Genomic DNA, 20,910 nt, shown 5'->3' with positions numbered 1-20,910 from the left:
GTGGTTACTCCCTACAACTACTTGAGACTCAATAAAACCACCAATAAAGAACTGGTCAGCAGATACACGCACAAGCATCGAGTGTATCTGTATCAACACCGTTCACGTTTGGGGACAAAGTGGAGTGCAGCGGACGAAGGACAACTCAGAAGCAGTGACAACATCGGCTTGTTAAATGCCATGTTTTTTCCACCACTTAAATGTTGCGATAAGCTGACCTAATGAGAATGCTAATGGGGCTATAAAAACCAACCATAGCGCCACAGTATTTCCCGAGCTATACCCAGCAGAGTATTCATACCAGAGCATCCAGAAAATTGTTAGTAGAAGCGTTAAAAACACACAAAGAAAGCCATATTTAAGTGACTTTGTCACTAAATTATTTGCACTCAATCTATGTTTCCGCTTCTTTCGAAGATATAGGTAAGCACCTACCTGAACAAGTAACGCTGTAACCGGGAAAATTAGAATTAATAATATTGGCACGATATCCTTGGCTATTTAACGTGCGCATAAATCGCGCTTACATCAAATTATTTCAGGCGTTCTCGCACGCGCTCTACTAATAAATCCACAAAGCCGCGCACTTTCGCGCTGGGATTTCTGCCTTCGCGATGTAAAACGTTCACGGGCCATTTCGGTAAAGCAAATTCTTGCAGTAGTGGCACCAGCTGGCCACTCTCAAGGCTGTCTGCAACCTGATAAGATAAAACCCTAGCAATACCAAAACCGCTTTCTGCGGCATCAATTGCACACTGATTTTGATTCACCACCAATTGCGCCGAACAGCGAACCACAGTTTCTCGACCGGAAACCAGATAACGCCAAGTGTCTTGGCTGCCAGAAGTTCGCGTTTGTATCAATTGATGTTCACGCAGCTGCTCGGGAAACTCTGGAGCACCGGCGCGCGCTATATATTCTGGCGAAGCGCAGGTGACAATGCCGACTTCACCCAAACTCACCGAATGCAAGCTTGAATCGGGTAAACTGCCGACACGAATACCAACATCAATATCTTCCTCCATTAGATTAACGATTCGATCTAAAAATAATGTCGAAATCTCAACCTTTGGATTGGTAGTCAAGTACTCGGTAATCACCGGTAAAATGTATTGGCGACCAAACATAACCGGTGCAGTTACGGCCATCGACCCAGCGGCTTCACCGACAATGCCATTGACTGCATCCTCAGCGACCTTGATTTCACTGATGATGCGTTTACAGTCAACAAAGTAGCGTTCGCCGGCATCGGTTAAACGCACGTGACGAGTGGTTCGTTGAAAGAGCTGAACACCTAACTGTTCTTCTAACGCGGATATAGCCCGGGTAGCAGCAGGAGGTGACATAGCGAGGTTTCGCGCGGCCTTCGCAAAACTACCGACTTCAGCGATAGCGACAAAAACCTGCATAGCGTGCAACTTATCCATTATTGCTTTTTTTGTAATAATTAATTTATAAAGATTTTATTCTTATGATATACGAAATAATTTAAAGTGCACCTATCAATATATACCGGTAGAAAACTTATGCCTAACAAGTACGCAGAGATATTCTTCACGGAGACGGTGCAATCACTTCAGCGAGAACGCGGAAGTCACCACATCTACGGCCCACAATTAAAAGGTGCCGACACCCATTTCGCATTAACGTTAAACGAGCAAAATTTCATTGAAGCTCGCGATAGTTTTTACCTTGCCAGCATAACGGAAGATAGCTGGCCATATGTACAGCATCGCGGCGGACCGCCTGGTTTTCTTAAAATATTAAATGAAAGAACCTTAGGTTTTGCTGATTTTAGTGGCAACATGCAATTTATGAGCGCTGCGAACTTTAAAAACAGCAACCGCGTAATGATGTTTTTAATGGATTATGTGAATAGACGGCGTTTAAAAATTGCAGGCTTGGTGACCGTTATCGATAATAACGATCCACGATTTGCACAGCTTGACTTAGGAAACTACCGGGCAACGCCGGAACGCGGAATTATTATTGAGGTACAAGGCTTCGATTGGAATTGTCCGCAACATATTACCCAAAGATTTGATAAACCCACGGTAGATCGTGCGGTCGAACAAATGCTAGCAACAATTGACGATTTAAAAAAACAAGTGGCTGATTTAACAGATCAACTGAACCAAACAAATCAGCCAAAAAATTAATACAAGAAACTCTGATTAATCTGGAGTTTCCAGTGACGCAGGGATGTGTTGCCAATTTCAAGAACGGTAAGTGATTGAAATTGTGAAGAAATTGGAAATCACATTTCAATTTCTGTCCTCTGATTAAATCAGGGATGCGTTAACCAGAGATTCCTACAATAATAAAAACACTGAGTTTTAAGAAAGCTTACTTAAAACTCAATATTATAAATTGTGAACATAAAATCCACTCAAAAATCCTTTAGGAGTATTTATGTCAACGCTTGCGATTCACCATCTCGGATTGGCAGTTAAAAATTTACCCGAAACTCAAGCTTTTTTTATCGACTGTCTCGGCTGGGAAGTCGCTGGGGAAGTTCCTGATTATCCAGCAGTATTTGTCACCAATGGCGAAGCATTTTTAACGCTTTGGCAAACCAACGAAGGCGCCACCGAATTTGATCGCCGAGCCAATATTGGACTTCACCACTTTGCACTGCGTGTCAGCACAGAAGCCGCACTGGATGAATTATTTTCTAAAGTAAGTAATCACCCCGGTGTTAAAGTTGAGTTCGCACCAGAGCCGTTAAACGGCTGGCCAGCCAAACATTTTATGATTTACGAACCCGGCGGTATTCGCATGGAATTTATCTATAAAGCCGATGCTTAGTAATTATTCTTTCGTTTTCTTCATTTGAAATCCCCTCGTAGCCCACAGCATTTGAATCTTTTCGTGGGCTACCTTTTTCTCACTATCGAGGAATAATTTTACATAAGCACCTATTCCGCCTACGCCTCTTACGTGTTCCTCGTACTCGTTCCATTTATTCTTTCTACCGACATCTGCTGTTCATACCTCCATAAGCCGAAACTAATCTCAGCCTGCTTATCGCGAGAAAATTCGACCAACCTCGGATATATCGCCAAAAACACCTGCGAATTCACGCAAATGTCTAACATCAACTCACCTAACATCAACTCACCTAACATCAACTCACCTAACATCAACTCACCTAAGATCAACACATCTAAGCCGTGTTTTATTGCGTATCAATAACTTGGTATCGAATAACAGCTTCTTTTTTCAAGAAGTGTTTAGTTATCGAGAAAACACAGATCTAGGCACATAAAGCTAAGTAATTGATAAAAAACGCGGCAAACACCATGTATAAAACCGGAATCGTCTGGCTCAGCAATGATTTAAGACTCACAGACAACAGACTGTTTGCCGATGCCAGTCGTGACTGCGAATCCCTACTGGTTGTTTATATTCGCGAAAGTGCTTCTTTAAAGCCCAATCGCTACGGATTTCGGTCTTTGGGTAAGCTGCGCCGAAAATTTATCGATGAATGCCTAAGTGACTTAAACAGAAATCTAACCTCGCTGGGCAGCGAGCTGTTTTTGATGGAAGGCTCCACCTTAACCTGCTTGCAAACACTCATTGGCCAATATCGGCCCGATGTATTTTACTGCGCGACGCAAAGTGGTTTTTACGAAAACGACATCGTTCAATTTATACGGCGCAGCTACCCAGAACTGAGATTAGTAGAGTCTGCTCACACCACGTTACTTGACCAAACTCAGCTGCCATTTTTACTGGCAGATATTCCCAAATCATTTACGCAATTTCGCAAAAAAGTAGAACCCATTATTTTAGATTCAGAATTTATTGACACTCTAAAAAACAACACACCGAGTTCTTTGCCAAAACAACCACAAAAACCAACACTTTTTGCGGGTAATACCGTCCCTTTTAGTGCAGATTTGTCGTTTTTGAACGATGCCAGTAAAACAGAGCCAGCCATGATTTGCGGCGGTGAAACTCACGCCCAACAGCATTTAAAACATTATTTCTCGAATAATTACGCGAGCACCTACAAGCAAACACGCAACAAATTAGACGGTATTTATCATTCAACAAAATTCTCGCCCTGGTTGTCACAGGGCTGCATTTCACCCAAACAAATACTCAAAACGCTTGTAACTTTTGAACAAAATCACGGCGCTAACGAATCCACCTATTGGATTAAATTTGAATTACTGTGGCGAGAATATTTTTTCTGGTTAGCCAAGGTTTTAGGTAAATCCTTGTATTTACGCGGCGGCTATCGCCATAAAAATCCATTGAAAAGCTTTTATCCACAGCGGTTAAAATCTTGGTGCAGCGGCACCACCCCCTACCCGCTGGTGAATGCCTGCATGACCGAACTCAATACAACCGGTTATTTATCCAACCGTGGCCGCCAAATTGTCGCCAGCTGTTTGGTAAACGAATTCGATGTGGATTGGCGATATGGTGCAGCCTACTTTGAGCAACAGTTAATCGACTACGACGTGGCCAGCAACTGGGGAAATTGGCAATACATCGCCGGTGTGGGTGTTGATCCTCGCGGTGGGCGTCATTTTGATATTGATAAACAACAACGTTTATACGATCCAGAAAATCGCTATTGCGAGCGTTGGCTGGGCGAACACGGCAGCAAATACTCAAACTCAGCCATCACCGATTACGTCGATGCCGCGGACTGGCCGCTGGAATAAAGTGGTTCGTCTCTTCAATCGCCTGTGGCAGCTTCTGCGTTAACTGCGATTTTGAGAATCACGATTGCTAGACGATCACGACAAATACTGTATATTTATACACACTTAAGTTTTTCGTTACTCAAACATGAAACAGCCACAACCACAATCACATCAACAACCTTATCAAAAGCTACAGCATAAGTTGGCCATACTGGCCGATGCCGCCAAATACGATGCTTCCTGCGCGAGCAGCGGCTCGATTAAGCGCGACTCCAGCAATGGCACCGGTATTGGCTCCACCAGCGGCGGTATGGGTATTTGCCACAGTTACACGCCAGACGGACGATGTGTTTCGCTATTAAAAATATTGCTAACCAATTTTTGTATTTACGACTGCCAATACTGCGTTAACCGGCTCTCTAGTGCCGTTGAGCGAGCGCGTTTTCAGGTTGATGAAGTGGTCAAGCTCACCCTCGATTTTTATAAACGCAATTATATTGAAGGGTTATTTTTAAGCTCGGGAATTATTCAATCGTCCGACTACACCATGGAACAGTTAGTTTCTGTGGCCAAAGACCTGCGCGAAAAACACGATTTTCGTGGTTATATTCATTTAAAAACCATTCCAGAGGCAAGTCCGGAACTCTTACAGCAAGCCGGTTTATACGCCGATCGTGTAAGCATAAATATTGAATTACCGTCTAAAGCTGCCTTGTCTAACCTAGCACCGGAAAAAAATCCTCAAACCATTCATCAATCCATGGCACAACTTAAAGAACATATTGATGAATCGAAAGAATATCGCGCTAAAAAATCCGACATTATCATCAGTGATGCCAAATCCAGAAAATCTAAATACATTTATTCACCGGCCGGCCAAAGCACACAAATGATTGTCGGCGCCGACGATTCAGTGGATACAAAAATCTTAACGCTCTCGAATCATCTGTATAAGCGTTACGACATGCGCCGCGTGTATTATTCGGCGTTCAGCCCAATTCCATTTGCTTCAAAAAATTTACCCACAAAATCTCCGCCGTTAATGAGAGAACATCGGCTTTACCAAGCCGATTGGTTATTGCGGTTTTACGGTTTCGATTTAAACGATATTCACTCGGCGGCAGCGCCCACACACGGAATGTTGGATTTAGATATTGATCCCAAATTAGCTTGGGCCTTAGCGAACCGCGATGTTTTTCCAATTAATGTCAATAAAGCACCTAAAGAGCTGTTATTAAGAATTCCGGGTGTGGGTGTTCGCGGCGTCGAAAAGATTATTCAGGCACGACAATTTAAGGCATTACGGTTGGATGATTTGAAAAAATTGCGAATTTCGATAAAAAAGGTCGCGCATTTTGTTGAAACCGCAGACCCAAATACAGAGCTAAAACATTTAGACTCGGTTTTGTTAAAACAATTATTTATCGACTCAAAAACCGAACAGCTGGCTCTATTTTAACCGACTGTATTTATTAACATTTTAAACGATTATAATTATCACCACTTTAAACAACTAGAATCATGCACGTTATCACCGTAAATGCTAGCGAGTTTTCACAGTGGCGCAATATTAGCCGTGAACTGTTAAAACGAGACATTTCACCCGAATATATTGTTTGGCAAGATCCAACGTTAACACAGTCGAGTTTAGATTTATTTCAAGACACCTCAAATTCTCACGATGAGAATAACAATAATTTTGAAACTGATTTATCTAACATTCCGGTAACAACGCCCAAACTGAGCATATCGGCAGAAACCTTAGAGGCTATAGAGCTTGCCTCTTGCTACAGAGACGATACACGTTGGGCGTTATTTTATGCCATTGTTTGGCGAGTTATGCACGAAGATAAACAATTGTTAGAAAATATCACCGATAACCAAATAATGCGTTTAAACCATATGCAAAAATCGGTGGGTCGTGACATTCATAAAATGCACGCGTTTGTGCGATTCCAAAAAATATCCGACTCAGACCATTATGTTGCTTGGTTCGAACCTGAACATCTGATTTTAAAAAAAACCAGCAGTTTCTTTAAAAACCGATTTAAAAACATGACGTGGTCGATACTGACACCCGACGGAGGAATGCATTGGGACCAGCAATCGCTGTTTTATACAGAACCCAGTAGTGAAAGGCCCGTTATTAACGATGAATTGGAATCCCTGTGGCTGGAGTATTACAAGAATATCTTTAATCCGGCGCGCTTAAAATTAAAAGCCATGCAAAGCGAAATGCCCAAAAAATACTGGAAAAACCTGCCAGAAGCACCCTTAATCAAGTCTTTATCAAGGGAATCGGCGGCTCGCGCCGAAGCGATGATTGAAAAAAATAATCAGTCAATCAGTGATAAAAAACTTGGTAAGCAAATGGCTAGCATACAAAAGAAATTTCCAACAAAAACGGATTAATATTTTTGTTAAACAATCAGAGAGGTTTTATTCAGAGGTGTTTTGTTATGAAAAACTCTCAATCAATGAAGGTTTCCCATAACCTAATCTACGAAATCCGGTTTAGCCAATCCAGTCTACGCGACCCGGTCTACGCGACCCGGTCTACGCGACTCGATCAAAACCCTTAGGGGTGCGATCTTCGTTGCGGCAATCTCGTCCACTTAAGTACTCTTTTAAACCATTCAAGCGAGCTTTGAATTTAATACGTGCTTGTTTTTTTAGACTGAAATACGCTTTAAAGCGATACCGAGCGAGTAATGATCGCGCTTTTTTTTGCGGATTAGGAAAGTGCTTTTCGAAGTAATACATGCTCGACCAAGCCACATGCCATTGCTTTAAATAATAAATTTTATTGGATGAACCCGAAGACGTGCCTTTGTCGTGTTCAAACAGAATATCCGAATCTAAAAGAATTTTTTCTCCGGCTTTTATAATGCGTAAACAAAGGTCTTTTTCTTCATAGAACATAAAATAGCGTTCATCAAATAAACCAATGCTATTGAGCTTTTGCATGTTAAAGAGCATGACTGCCCCCAACACGTTAGACACCTCTAAAATACCTTGCTTTTTAAAACTTTTAGCGCCGGTTGCAGGTGCAAACACCGTCCAATCCAGTTCGTTATTTTCACTACGATGATTATAGGCAACCGTAAAAAATTGCGTAATTTCATCAGCGGTCACAATAACATCAGGATTTAACAAGAGTACAAAAGGTGTTTGACAAGCTTTCATGCCGATATTCGCAGCACCGCCATAACCAATATTATAACCAGCATCAATCACGGTTAAATTTGGATAGCTATCTCTTAAATAGGAGGGCGTATTATCGGAGCTGTTGTTATCCACAACAATGATAGGAAACGCCTGACTGCGAATTAAATCCCCCAAACAGCGGTCAATAACCCCACTACTGTTATAGCTAACAAGTACGATACTAAGCTGACTATCCATTTTTATATTTCCGCTACGACAAACCGCGAGATTCTACACAATTCTTGCCGTAAATAAGACGGCAAGAGTCTGTTTGTAAGCTTATTTATGGTTATACAGACGCTTATATATTCCATCAAGAAATATATAGGAAACTCTGATTAACCAGAGTTTCTCGCGACACAAGGGTGTGTCGCCAATTTCAAGAACGGTAAGTGATTGAAATTGTGAAGAAATTGGAAATCGCATTTTCAATTTCTGTCCTCTGATTAAATCATGGATGAGTTAATCAGAGGTTCCTATAGAAAGGATTTTTTATACGCGCAATCCTGAATAGTGGTTCAACAATAAAAATTGTCAAGCAAAACGAGCTATTCACGTAGGCAATTAACGATAATTCAATAACTCTTTAAGCGGTTGCAGAAACGGTTCGTAATGACGCCACTGATCAACACCACTTTTGTAGATAGGCTGACGTACTTGTTCGGAGCTCGCGGTGCGTACGGCGCGTTTATTTTTATAAAAATCCAAACACGATTGCTCAAACTCCAAACCACAGTAATTTAACAATCTACGAACTTGGTTTTCAAAATCATCCACAACCTCTTCGTAATTCACTTGCAATATTTCACCGGGAAATTGTGCTTGCCAAAACGCCATCAAATCTTCGTAGTCGCGGTAATATTGACCAATGTCTTTTAGGGAGTAACTAAACTCTTGTCCTTCGGCAAATAGCTGTTTAAAACCACTAAAGCAACACGCCATCGGTTCTCGGCGCGCATCAATAATTTTCGCGTTGGGTAAAATAAGTTTAATCAAACCAATATGACGAAAGTTGTTGGGCATTTTATCGATAAAATAGGCTGCGCCCTGCCGGTGAATTTGCGTATCGCGTAAGTATTCTTCACCAAACTCTGTTAACTGTTCCGGCGAGAGATGTGTAATTGCGTGTGGATAATGGTTGCCACCGTCGCGTGACTCGCCGCGGCGAATTCGATGCACCAGCGATAAAATATTGGGTAATTCAAGGGTACCATCAACCTGGCTGTGCGACGCTAAAATCTGTTCAAGCAGTGTAGAGCCAGCTCTAGGCAAGCCAACAATAAAAATGGGATCGGGTTTTAAGCAGCCGTAGCCTTTACGCGATTGAATAAATTCGTTAGTGAAGACTAATTTTTGCTGCTGAAACTCTTCGGTAATTTGGTCGGCTTGATAGCGACTTTGCAGTTTTTTAAGCGTGTTACCTTGTTCGTAATAATAAAAAGATTTTTCAAAATCTTTATTATCTTCAAACGCTTTGCCTAAAGCGAAATACACATACACCAATTCAGCAGGCCCTAAATCACCGGATTGTAATTGCATTAACATTTGATCAATATCATCGCCGGAAAACTGCACGGTTTTTAAATTCGCTAGCGCATACCAAGCTTCACCGTGAGCGGGTTTAACCGCCAAGGCTTGACGATAGGATTCAATGGCTGATTCGGTTCGCCCCCAGGTTTTTAAAGCATGACCTTTAGAGGTTAAGGTAATTGGCTCATTAGGCAGGGTGGTAAGTACCTGATCAAATAAATCGATCGCTTTTTGGTAATCACCGGTTTGCATAAACTCAATGGCGTAAATGGATTGCGCTTGAGGATTATCTGAGAATTTTTCCCACAATGTTTTTGCTTGTTCTAAGGCTTTTGCAAATTTTTGCCGTTTTCTTAAAACCTGAATAGAGTCGCGGTGCACCAAAAAATTATCGGGCTCAAAAATAAGTGCGCTTTCTAATAAAAATTCCGCATCGTCGAGCACACCTAACTGCACGCCCACTTCTGCTAATAAACGCATGGCCTCAACGTGCTTTGGGTATCTTTGCAAAAATTGTCGGCAGAGCTTTTCGGCTTTTAACCATTTACCCTGTGACATTAAATCTAAAACGCCTTGCAAGGCTTTAGGTTGTTGTTGCAAATAATGCAATTGGGCCTGTACAGCATTCGCCTGATCAAACCGACTCTGGCTGCGTAATATCTCAATTTGCGCGTTATAGCTGGCGTGTAACGCCGGATTTAATTGACAAGCTTTTGCGTAAGCCGACAGTGCTTGATCAAATTGACCGAGTTTTTTAAAGCAATGACCTTCTTCTTGAAACGCTCGCGAATAACCGGGCGAGCGCATTTTTAATTGATGCAATACCTGCAACGCCAAATCTACATTACCTAAATAACGCAAGCACACCGCCCGAAAATACAAACTATCGGGTTCGTCGCCATCACGCGCTATTAAGGTGTCGATAAATTCTATAGCGCCACTAAAGTTTTGCGAGCGCATAAGTTGTTCAAGCGTTTTTTGATCGGTTGGAGTCACAGAATTAAACCAAGAATAAAAATAAATGAGTTTAAAAACAAAAACACCCCTATTAAGGGGTGTTTTGTAAGCACGCGGTAGTATATCGCTATAGGAAACTCTGATTAACCTAGAGTTTCTCGCGACACAAGGATGTGTCGCCAATTTCAAGAACAGTAAGTGATTGAAATTGTGAAGAAATTGGAAATCGCATTGTCAATTTCTGTCCTCTGATTAAATCAGGGATGAGTTAATCAGAGGTTCCTATAGGTTCCTTTAAAAGTTATAACTTAATCGAACACCACCGGTTCTTGGCCGTGCATAGCTCACGCGCTCGCGGTCGTTAATAAAGTTAACGGCAAGCTCGGCGCGTTCGTCCAACAAGTTATCCACATACAGCTCGGCGGTCCATTTGTCACTGCTTAAACCCGCAGTAAGACCAAACAACACCCAGCTGTCGATTTTTGCGCGGTTAATGGTGATGATGTCACTAAAGGCTTCATCGGAATACGCCATGTGCGGCATAACATGCGCGGTGTAACCTTGCAGATCCCACTCGTAACGCACTTGAAGATTGGCTTGGAATTCCGGTGCATAGGCCAAAGAATCACCTTCTCTAACATCTTCCGTTGGCGTGAGAACATCGGTCACTTCGGTATCGAGCAACGAAATAGCACCTTTGACCATTAAACCGTGAACCGCGTAGGGCGCCCAAATAAAATCGGCTTCAAGGCCTAAGATTTCGGCATCGGCGGCGTTATCTGAGAAGAACAAGTTGGTAATGCTTGGATCAAAAATAGTGGTTTGCAGATCGCTAATATCCACGTAGAAGATACTGCCGTTAAAGCGTAATTGCTGATCAAACAAATCGGTCTTCCAGCCGATTTCGGTATTTAAAACCTCATCGGTATCAAGCGCATAGGGTACCGAGAAAGTGCCAGCGGCATTGGTTGCACCACCCGGACGGTTTAACAAACCGGGGCGGAAACCTTCCGATACGGTTGCGTAAAACAAGGTATTGTCGGTCGGTGTCCAGTTGGCGGTTATCTTAAAGATGGTACCGTCGGTGGAGGCATTACCGGGGGCATTCAGCGCCGCAATAACCGCATCGGGCACGGCAATGTTCGGATCATCGACATCGGCCTGCGTGTAGGTAATTTGCGAATCTGGGTCACAGGTACCACGGAAGGTGATTTGGCCGTCGTTATTGTAGATATCGGAAATATCGGTACCAAATCCGTTGATGTCAACATCGCTGCCAAGATTACAGAACGACGAGTTAGCGCTGCCTTCAAAGTCTACTTCAATATCGTAGTAACGCGCCCCAAAGGTTAAGGCAAACTGCTCAGAAATATCAAAGGTCACCTCGCCAAAGGTACCGAACTGTTCATCGGTACGACGAACATCGTTACGGAAAATAACACCAGCCGGGAACGGCCCTGCATCGGAGGTAAAACCTGTGGTGAATGGGAAGTTATCGGCAAAACCCACCTGACCATTAAAACCCAGCACCTGAGTAGAACCCGGATAGTTAAAGTCGTTACGCTCTTCTAACTCAAGATCGCTGTAGAAAGCACCCACCGTGGCACGTATAGGTTTGCTGGCATCGGTAGAAATGCGAATTTCGTGGGTAATTACTTCGGTGTTGGTTTCGCTATCAACAAACAGATTAGGTGCATAACAGGTTCCGCTCGGTGCGGCACTGCCCGGATAAGATACCGAACCGTCACAGATGTAGTACGGCAAATACTGACCCACAAACAAGTAATCAGAGTAATCGACTAATTGCTCGGTATCACGATCGGTGAAGGCGCCGGTATACACAATTTCTAGCTCGGCAACACGACCGGTAATGGTCCATGCAGTATTGTTGAACTCGTCTTCGAGTTGATCGGGCTGGAAATGCTGAATAGCCGGATCATCGTCACCCAATTCTGGATCGGCAAAGAATACACCGTCAGAATCCAGCTCCTGTTGAGCATGCGAAACTAGAAGATTCCAGTTTTCGTTGATATCAAAAGATGCGCTGATACGACCGCCGGTATAGGTGGTTTCGTTAAAGTTCTCTTCAACCAAGTCGGCATTATCGGCTTCAATAAAATTAACGCCGCTCAAATCGGAACCGGCTTGGAAGCCCGCGCGGGTTGGGCCAACAACGACACCGTTAGCGCGAACCGTATCGGCGCTTCGAAAGCGCGCACTCTCTTCGGCACTTAGGGTTCCGCGTACGTTATCCACATAACCGCCCTGCTCATCACGATACACCACCGCACGCAAAGCAAAACTGTCGCTCACGGCGAGATTACCCATCACTTCAAGATTGTTACTGGGATCGCCACCACTGGTTGCGGCAGCACCAAGTTTTATCTTGCCGTAGGTTTCGCTGTGATCGGGTTTGTTGGTAATTAGGCGCACGGTACCGGCTTGCGAACTGGCACCAAACAAGGTGCCCTGCGGACCAGATAGAACCTCAACGCGGCTCAAATCCGCGGTGTAGACATCAAGATTTCGGCCCGGCTGGCCGAGAGGCTGTTCATCTAGATAAAACGCTACGTTAGGCGCAAGACCGGCAACACCGGCTGTTGTTAGGTTTGGTGTTGTTGAAGCAAGGCCACGAATATAAATGGTGTTTTGACCGGGACCAGAACCACCGGCGGTAATGCCGGGCAGTTGAATAAGGTAATCAGAAAAGTTACTGACACCCAACTGTTCAAGAGACTCTTCGTTAATGGCAGAAACAGCAAGCGGCACATCTTGAGAACTTTCTGAACGCTTGGTAGCGGTAACAATGACTTCTTCAATTTGGGCGTAAGTGATTGAACTGAGTGAACTAAACGGCACAACTGCAACAGCAGCGGCTAATAGTTTTTTATGAAGCATGATTTCCCTTTTAGTGAATGACGAAATGAGTCAGCTAACGCCACGACCCTGGCCCTAGCGATTTCCGTTGTTTAAAAACAGAATAATTATTAGTGCACTAACAATATAGATTAAATAATTGATTAGAATTCTAACTATTTTTCAATTATCCACATTCTCAAAATTTGCTCAACCCAATAAAAATCACAACAAACCGAGTCATAAACAGAATTTTTGGTGGTTAACAACTCAAAATTCACCCAAAAAACAAGCTGAAACGTTTCATTCGAGCTAAAAGCAATTTAATGATAGAATCAAAATATATTAGACATCTAACTATATAATATTTTGAGAATAATGAATAACCATCACTCAAAACCCTATGAAACTGATTACGAAATAGGCCAAGACAACGTAAGGCTTTGGGGAATGGATCTTCACAACCCCGTATTCTTTGTTAGCGCAACCTTGATTCTTATTTTCGTCGCAGCCAGCATCATCGCTCCCACCACAGCGAACGACCTGCTCAACCAAGCAAAGCAATGGAGCATCAACAAATTTGACTGGCTGTTTATGGGCTCGGCGAGTTTTCTGATTTTGTTCTGCATTGCTTTGGCGCTACTGCCCACGGGTAAAATTCGCCTGGGTGGTGACAACGCCAAGCCACAGTTTTCGCGGATATCGTGGTTTGCCATGCTGTTTGCCGCAGGAATGGGCATTGGCTTGATGTTTTGGGCAGTGACAGAACCCCTGGCCTACTACACCGGCTGGGGCGGCACACCGCTTGATGTTAAACCCAACTCTCAAGCCTCTGCGGATTTGGCACTTCCGGCAACGCTTTATCATTGGGGTCTACACGCGTGGGCCATCTATGCCGTCGTGGGCTTATCGCTGGCTTTTTTCAGCTTTAACAAAGGCTTACCACTCACCATTCGTTCGGTGTTTTATCCATTACTGGGCGATCGTATTTGGGGTTTTTGGGGCCACGTCATCGATGTATTTGCCGTACTGGCAACCATTTTTGGTCTGGCAACCTCATTGGGCTTTGGCGCCACACAGGCCTCATCGGGACTGCATTTTTTGTTCGGCACACCCGATGAAATCACCACCAGAATCTGCATTATTGTTGGCGTGACCTTTTTCGCCGTGCTTTCTGTGGTACGAGGGTTAGATGGCGGCGTTAAAATCCTAAGTAACATCAATATGGTTCTTGCTGCCATTTTACTGGTGGCCGTATTCTTAATTGGCCCAACCCTTGAGATCGTTCATAACATCGGCACAAGTACGGTGGGCTACCTAGAAAATATCTTTGCGCTCAGCCAATGGCTAGGTCGCTCTGACGAGGGCTGGATGCAAAGCTGGACGGTGTTTTATTGGGCCTGGTGGATTAGCTGGTCACCATTTGTGGGAATGTTCATCGCGCGCATCTCTAAAGGCCGAACCGTTCGAGAATTTATTATCGCAGTATTAGTGATTCCCACTGTGGTTACGCTGGTTTGGATGAACGTATTCGGTGTAAGCGCGTTGAGTCAAGCACAACATGGCGTTGGTGAACTCGCCAACGGCATTGGCAAGGTTAGCTTGGTGCTATTCCAAATGCTTGAAAATCTACCCATGTCGCAACTGACTTCCGCCACTGCCATTATCTTGGTGCTGGTGTTTTTTGTGACCTCATCCGACTCGGGATCACTGGTTATCGACAGCATTACCGCAGGCGGAAAGCTCGACGCACCGGTGACACAACGTATTTTTTGGGCAACCACCGAAGGTTTAATTGCCGCGGTGTTGATGATTGGCGGCGGCAAAACCGCACTCGGCGCACTTCAGGCCGGTACCATCGCCACCGGACTGCCATTTACTCTAGTACTTATCGCTATGTGTTTTAGTTTATTTAAGGGCATGGTTTCAAAGCCGTAAAATTGATCTTGGCGACTGCAAATTTCTCGTTATAATCCAGCCAAATTAGTTGGCGTGGAATCAATGTCTAACACCGAAGAAGTTCTAATTGCGTTGCGCAGAGTGATTCGCGCAACCGACTTACATTCAAAACACCTCTCTAAAATCTCTGGCCTCACTGCGCCACAAATTTTGTTGATGCGTAGCATCGCCAGAAAAGGCGAGGTCACCATTCGCGAACTGGCCAACGACGTAAGCTTAAGCCAGGCAACAGTGACCACCATTTTAGATCGGTTAGACAAACGCGGACTCACCTACCGCTCCCGCTCCAGCGAAGACAAGCGCAAGGTTCACGCGTACCTAACAGAAGACGGTGAACAAACCTTAAAAGAAGCGCCAACACCGCTACAAGAACAATTTGTTCGTCAATTCAGCAACCTACAAGACTGGGAACAATCCATGATACTGGCGTCGCTGCAACGCGTCGCCCAAATGATGGACGCCCAAAATATCGAAGCAGCGCCAGTCTTAGACATAGGCTCACTCGACAGACACGCAAAACCCGAACACTAAATCAAACATTTAACACCTAGCGATAAACCAGCTCCTTTCCAACAAACTTTTCTTACGAAAAACCTCTAGCGACAGATACGTTGCTAGAAGCACAACTCTGTCACATTAAAAATCGCTTTAAAAAAACCCTTTTCAAAAAACTTCGTCAAAAAAGCCTTCCACAATAAATATTCCAAAAAAATAGCTTCAAATAAATCACGCATTAAATCCTAATTTTGCCAAATTAAATCATGAGTGAGCTACTCAGAATCTTCCTTAAATGTTTTTATCGTGAAAAATAATTTTCGTAAAAACAAGAAATCAATTAAACCAACATTTAAAGATAAATTTAATAAAATACACCTTAAAACCACTCAACATTTTTGAGCTAATTACTTCAAAAATAAATAACAATAATATTTTGCCATCTAAAAACATTTAAAAACCACAAACCAAATAAAAAACCTCTGCGACACGCCTTACTACAAAAGAGAAAATAAAAAAGAATATTACGCCAAACAAATACAAACATTGACCCAACAAACCATTCGGGATAATTTTGCGAAAAACCGACAATTATATACGTCGCCGAGATGGCGTATTGAGGAATATAAGTCGTATATATATCTATTAAAATGTTAGGCCACCGGTACTCGACAAGGAGTAAATTTTGGATAAAAGGTATCAGATATTTATTTCGTCGACATTTGTCGACCTCCTAGACGAACGTCAGTCTGTTCTAAAAGCTATTTTAGAACTGGATCATATGCCTGCGGGGATGGAGCTTTTCCCAGCATCAGATGACACTGCTTGGGAACTAATAAAAGATGTGATTGATGCTTCTGACTATTATGTTTTGATAGTTGGCGGTAGGTATGGATCTTTAGATGAGGAGGGACTTGGATACACGGAAAAAGAATACCGTTACGCATTATCCACCAAAAAACCAGTTATCCCCCTCTTGCACGAAAATCCGGATAACCTGCCCAGAGATAAGACCGAAACAGAGGAAGGTGCCTGGAAAAAGCTTGTAGAATTCAGAAATATGGTTGAAAAAAACCATACTTGTGTATATTGGAAAAATGCAGATGAACTAAAAGCCAAAGTTATTGTTGGGCTTACCTCTACCCTAAAGCGATTACCTGCGGTTGGATGGGTACGAGCAGATAACGTTCCATCTGAATCTAGCTTAAAAGATATTTTGGCACTCAAAAACCGTGTGTCTGAGTTAGAGGAAGAATTGTTAGCGGTTAAAACCTCAGCTCCTTCTGGTACAGAAGATTTAATGCAAGGCGATGACCCATTCGAAATCAAACTAAGTTTCTATGCAAGGCATTCCAGCGAAGATTCGTGGCGTACTGGGAAAGGATATTCGGCTACTATTAAGCCATCATGGAATGATATTTTTGCAGCCATTTCACCTGTATTGATAAATGAAGCCTCAGAAGGTGATCTTCACAAGGCTATCAAAGGAGCACTTTCAAAAATATCGGACGAACAATTTTCAGAGTACGATCAATTTGAGGGGCACGTACTTCATGGATTTAAGTTTTCTAACGACGATATATATACCGTTGTTGTTCAGCTCCGTGCTCTTGGCTTAATTAAAGAAAGTGATAAGAAGAGAAGTGTAAGAGATACAGCTACCTATTGGAGGCTGACGCCTTACGGGGATCAACTAATGGTTCAACTTAGAGCGTTGAGCCGAACAGTAAAAGAGCACAGAAAAATTGGTGGCGACGCTACTCAAACTGACAAAGAGCATGAAGAGGCCTAACAAACAAAGGCAGGCGGATGCTTCGCACCGCTGTTTTGGGCGTTACATTTCTCAATAGATCGAATAGAGGACATCGAAATTGTCAGTGAATTTTGCAAGACCATTAAATAACAATGATTTGGCTTTTAATTTTCTCACGAAAGTTCTAGATATACGTGAAGAGGAAGCAGATGAAGCTGCTCCGCATGTTATGAAAGCCGAGCGACTATTGGAAAGCATGGAATTAAAATCCACTTTGGATAGCAAGGAGAATAGAAGGCCTTTATATAAAGACGATGAGAAGAGGGTAAATTTAAGGCGGAAAATATTTGATGAGCTAATAGAATTGCATCGAATCGAAGATGATGAGCTGATCTCTTTAGGTAATGGTGGTGCCAAACCTAATTCCCCAGTACAGTCAAAACGAGAAGCATTTTTGGTGACTGGTCCGCCTGCTTCAGGGAAATCATTTTTAGCAAATAAGATTGCAGAAATGTATGGCGCATACATTATAGATAGTGATTTTGCTAAAAGAAAAATACCAGAGTTTGGACATGAATTTGGGGCATCTATAGTGCATGAAGAATCAGCCCTAATTACATTCGGGTCTGTCGATGCAAAGTATGAGAATGAATTCAACCTATATGAATTTTGCATCGCCAAAGGACACAATATGGTTATACCTAAAATAGGGAGCAATTGTGAATCTGTGAGAGAAATTAGAGATGCTCTTATAGAAAAAGGGTATAAGGTACATTTATTGCTTGTTTGTTTGGACAGACAGGAAACTAGTAGACGGGCTCTAAGCCGGTATTTAGATACAAAAAGGTATGTCCCTCTGGGTTTGGTTTTTGATGTATATGGTAATGAACCTACTCTGACGTACTACAGAATCAAAGAGGATGAGGCTTGGGAGTCAGTGGGGAAGGTTTCAACACTCAATCTAAGGGATAAAGGTCCAGAGATAGTTTATTCTTCAAGGACAAGCCCCCTAAATCTGTTACTAAATTCTGGAGGACAGCAATGAAAAATCCAAAATCCGGCAGGTATGTGAAACGAGACTCGACCACAGGTAAGTTCATAGTGAAAAGTGATCATGGACGGTCCTACACAGCTATCCATAAAGGAGTTTCTGCTTCAGACCACAGCACCCGAAAAGCTAAAACCACTGTCAAGGAAACAATTAGATATAACTCAAACGTCGGCTTCATTGTTAAAAATGATCGAGTCGAATCAAAGTCGGCTGCTTCAGTTAGCTCCAAATCTCAGTCCCATTTAGAAAATAAATATAAAAATATCAGTGCCAAGTAAATGTAACAAAAGTAGGTACCGGACCCCAAAAGCCTTCGGCTTTTAGATCCGGTGCTACTGGCGTTAGTTCTCAATTAGGATTCAAGCATGGATAATTTGTTTCAATACACAGGAATAATTGCGTCAGTTTGGATTGTAGTTGGCATTTACGTCGCTTCGCTTTTCTATCCAAAATTCAGCCATTCCAAGCAATTTTGCAGTGAGCTGGGCGCTTTCGGCAGCCCAACGCAAAAGCTTCCGCCTCTTATAAACAACTATCCACTCGGAACCTTGTTTGTTCTTTTTGGATATTATCTAGTTGCTAACTTTTCAGATCATTTGCCAACGATAATAATTGGCCTAATGATAATAATTCACGGCTTATGTACATGGATTTGCGGCTATTTCCCAATGGACGCCGACCCTTATACAAAAAATCCTTCCCGTAGCTGTTTAATACATTCTTGGTCGGGAATGTTTATGCTCCTCTCGCTCATCATTGCCCCGGCCATCGTTATTTTTTCTAGTTACTACTCATTACCGCTCAGGCTTTTTTCCTTAGCTTGTATCATAGGTTGTTTCTATTTTGCCTACAGACTTAAACTAGCATTCAAAGCCGAAACCGTGCCGGGTGTTCATCAACGCATAAGCTATGGTTTTCAAATATTGTGGTTGTTTGTTTATTCTTTCTTCGTGGTAGCATAATAACTAACAAAAAATATAGGAACCTCTGATTAAATCATGGATGAGTTAATCAGAGGTTCCTAAAGTCGCTCGCGGGCTCGCTGGGACACAAATATGAAGGCTGTGTTGCTTCGCTCCAATTATAGCTGCCATGTTTTCACCACTTATTTGTACGTTAGTTGCCACGAGGAATTATGATCACAGTAGGGTCAATTGAAAGAGAAGCAGCAAGTGAAGTCTTTCATTTTTTATCGAAGAGATTTAAAGGTCGGAGAAAGGCAATAAAAGAATTTACTCATCATTCCCCAGATTTTGTATTCTGGATATATCCTGATGGAACTTTATTTGACGCTAAAGATGCTCACAGAAAGAACACACCTAAGGGGTTTCACCATATCCTAGACGATGAACCAGACTATTGTGGGTTTTTAAGAGGGCGCTTGGCGAGTAATTTCGGGCCGCAATTACTAGTTGTCTATTGCAGGGAAGCAGCGCTTTCAGAAAACTCTCAACAAATAAATCAGTTTATAAAAGGTTTATCTCAGCTGCCTGTTCCGTTGGAAGATTCAGCTCTAGTTATTAGCGATAATGGTGACATATACGGTACTGTAAAGGATGTTCATGGAAGAATTACAATCACCTAACAAAGCGCTACTGTCGGACTGGTTTTCCGCAGCGCCCCAAACCAGACGCAAATGCGGGCGTTATGAGAATAGCGATGATTAAAATACTTAAATGGATATTGGTTTTAGCGGTGATCGGGATAGTAGGCACCTGGGGGGTTGGTATTTATCTATTTGATTCAAAAGGAACTGATATTGCCTTCCAATCATCTGATGGAAATTGGGCTGATAATGAAGTTCTTTTCAAAGGACGTGGTTTTGAATCAATGGTTTTCTATTTCGAGTTATATAAAATACGCTGTGAGGTAGAAGATGTTTCACTTCAGCGAGTAACTGATAAACCGAGCATTTTTAAGGCAAGTCGCTGGTTCGATGATTACAGCCAAAGGAAATGGAAAGTACCTTTAGCTGATCATCATCCAAATCTAAAAGGCGCTTTCTATTATCCAAATGTTTCAATGAAGCACTGCTACAATGGCGGTTCTACAAAAGATGAGCTGGCTTTAGCGGAGAAAAGAGCGAATGAATATCTATCAAGACTTTAGTAATTGCATAACAAAGCAAGCCAAAATCGTAGCACTACGTGCTACTGGACTCGATAAAGCTCGCCTTTGCTTGCAGCCTTATGAGTTTTTATTGTGATTGGAATGCTGGCGATTATCTTCCTGGTGTTAGCCTTCTTTATAGTGGCGTTGCCAGTATTAATCGTGTTCGTAACGAAAAACGAAACATTAATCTCAATAACAGTAGGGAAAATATTTTGGCCTAAAAAGTTCTTTTATTGGTCATCTTCTATAGGGGTGTAGTGGTTTAATAATCTCGTACCAGCTTGTAGGGTAAACTGCCCCAAACAAAGGAACCTACAAATGGCCTATAA

18 protein-coding genes are annotated in these 20,910 nt (G+C 42.7%); 14 read left to right on the top strand and 4 right to left on the bottom strand.

Annotated elements, in window-relative coordinates:
* Window positions 1-222: a hypothetical protein gene (locus ACYQ2C_RS07875; protein WP_460101542.1), complete on the top strand. Its 222-nt coding sequence runs from the start codon at window positions 1-3 to the stop codon at window positions 220-222.
* 311 nt (window positions 223-533) lie between these two features.
* Here the strand turns inward: ACYQ2C_RS07875 and ACYQ2C_RS07870 are convergent, their stop codons facing one another.
* Entirely contained in the window at window positions 534-1,427 is an 894-nt protein-coding gene (locus tag ACYQ2C_RS07870; protein ID WP_460047485.1) for a LysR family transcriptional regulator, read from the bottom strand.
* 99 nt (window positions 1,428-1,526) lie between these two features.
* On the opposite strand from ACYQ2C_RS07870, the gene ACYQ2C_RS07865 reads away from it, so the two are divergent.
* The 5 genes from ACYQ2C_RS07865 (at window position 1,527) to ACYQ2C_RS07845 (ending at window position 7,073) form a co-directional block, all read left to right on the top strand.
* Window positions 1,527-2,159 (top strand): pyridoxamine 5'-phosphate oxidase family protein, encoded by a 633-nt coding sequence (locus ACYQ2C_RS07865; RefSeq protein ID WP_460101545.1) that lies wholly within the window; start codon window positions 1,527-1,529, stop codon window positions 2,157-2,159.
* Between the two features lie 253 nt (window positions 2,160-2,412).
* Complete coding sequence (locus ACYQ2C_RS07860) at window positions 2,413-2,808, top strand: VOC family protein (RefSeq protein ID WP_460047482.1); 396 nt, start codon at window positions 2,413-2,415, stop codon at window positions 2,806-2,808.
* 494 nt (window positions 2,809-3,302) lie between these two features.
* Window positions 3,303-4,679 carry a DASH family cryptochrome gene (locus ACYQ2C_RS07855; RefSeq protein WP_460101548.1) on the top strand — a complete coding sequence of 459 codons (1,377 nt, stop codon included), beginning with the start codon at window positions 3,303-3,305 and terminating at the stop codon, window positions 4,677-4,679.
* A 127-nt stretch (window positions 4,680-4,806) separates the two neighbouring features.
* Window positions 4,807-6,120 carry a putative DNA modification/repair radical SAM protein gene (locus tag ACYQ2C_RS07850; protein ID WP_460101550.1) on the top strand — a complete coding sequence of 438 codons (1,314 nt, stop codon included), beginning with the start codon at window positions 4,807-4,809 and terminating at the stop codon, window positions 6,118-6,120.
* 62 nt (window positions 6,121-6,182) lie between these two features.
* Window positions 6,183-7,073 carry a TIGR03915 family putative DNA repair protein gene (locus ACYQ2C_RS07845; RefSeq protein ID WP_460101552.1) on the top strand — a complete coding sequence of 297 codons (891 nt, stop codon included), beginning with the start codon at window positions 6,183-6,185 and terminating at the stop codon, window positions 7,071-7,073.
* 144 nt (window positions 7,074-7,217) lie between these two features.
* Here the strand turns inward: ACYQ2C_RS07845 and ACYQ2C_RS07840 are convergent, their stop codons facing one another.
* From ACYQ2C_RS07840 to ACYQ2C_RS07830, 3 genes are all read right to left on the bottom strand, one after another.
* The gene (locus ACYQ2C_RS07840) at window positions 7,218-8,066 is read right to left on the bottom strand and encodes a glycosyltransferase family 2 protein (protein WP_460101554.1); all 849 of its coding nucleotides are present in this window, start codon (window positions 8,064-8,066) and stop codon (window positions 7,218-7,220) included.
* 366 nt (window positions 8,067-8,432) lie between these two features.
* Window positions 8,433-10,394, bottom strand: coding sequence for a tetratricopeptide repeat-containing sulfotransferase family protein (locus ACYQ2C_RS07835; protein WP_460101556.1), 1,962 nt, complete (start codon window positions 10,392-10,394; stop codon window positions 8,433-8,435).
* Between the two features lie 255 nt (window positions 10,395-10,649).
* A complete protein-coding gene (locus ACYQ2C_RS07830) occupies window positions 10,650-13,253 on the bottom strand; it encodes a TonB-dependent receptor (RefSeq protein ID WP_460101558.1) in 2,604 nt (867 codons plus the stop codon).
* A 336-nt stretch (window positions 13,254-13,589) separates the two neighbouring features.
* Between ACYQ2C_RS07830 and ACYQ2C_RS07825 the strand changes: the two genes are divergently transcribed.
* From ACYQ2C_RS07825 to ACYQ2C_RS07790, 8 genes are all read left to right on the top strand, one after another.
* A complete protein-coding gene (locus tag ACYQ2C_RS07825; protein ID WP_460047474.1) occupies window positions 13,590-15,149 on the top strand; it encodes a BCCT family transporter in 1,560 nt (519 codons plus the stop codon).
* A 63-nt stretch (window positions 15,150-15,212) separates the two neighbouring features.
* A complete protein-coding gene (locus ACYQ2C_RS07820) occupies window positions 15,213-15,701 on the top strand; it encodes a MarR family winged helix-turn-helix transcriptional regulator (RefSeq protein WP_460101561.1) in 489 nt (162 codons plus the stop codon).
* A 649-nt stretch (window positions 15,702-16,350) separates the two neighbouring features.
* Window positions 16,351-17,457 carry a DUF4062 domain-containing protein gene (locus tag ACYQ2C_RS07815; protein WP_460101563.1) on the top strand — a complete coding sequence of 369 codons (1,107 nt, stop codon included), beginning with the start codon at window positions 16,351-16,353 and terminating at the stop codon, window positions 17,455-17,457.
* Between the two features lie 85 nt (window positions 17,458-17,542).
* Window positions 17,543-18,463, top strand: a complete 921-nt coding sequence (locus ACYQ2C_RS07810; RefSeq protein WP_460101565.1) for a zeta toxin family protein — start codon at window positions 17,543-17,545, stop codon at window positions 18,461-18,463.
* Complete coding sequence (locus ACYQ2C_RS07805; RefSeq protein ID WP_460101567.1) at window positions 18,460-18,747, top strand: hypothetical protein; 288 nt, start codon at window positions 18,460-18,462, stop codon at window positions 18,745-18,747. The genes ACYQ2C_RS07810 and ACYQ2C_RS07805 overlap by 4 nt, the downstream gene beginning before the upstream one ends.
* Window positions 18,748-18,834: 87 nt before the next feature.
* Entirely contained in the window at window positions 18,835-19,431 is a 597-nt protein-coding gene (locus ACYQ2C_RS07800) for a DUF998 domain-containing protein (RefSeq protein ID WP_460101569.1), read from the top strand.
* Between the two features lie 173 nt (window positions 19,432-19,604).
* Window positions 19,605-20,054, top strand: coding sequence for a hypothetical protein (locus ACYQ2C_RS07795; RefSeq protein ID WP_460101571.1), 450 nt, complete (start codon window positions 19,605-19,607; stop codon window positions 20,052-20,054).
* A gap of 74 nt (window positions 20,055-20,128) precedes the next feature.
* The gene (locus ACYQ2C_RS07790) at window positions 20,129-20,578 is read left to right on the top strand and encodes a hypothetical protein (protein ID WP_460101573.1); all 450 of its coding nucleotides are present in this window, start codon (window positions 20,129-20,131) and stop codon (window positions 20,576-20,578) included.
* The last annotated feature ends 332 nt before the right edge of the window (window positions 20,579-20,910 follow it).

This window comes from Sessilibacter sp. MAH3, assembly GCF_054658275.1.
This window is presented reverse-complemented; position numbering and strand designations above follow the sequence as displayed.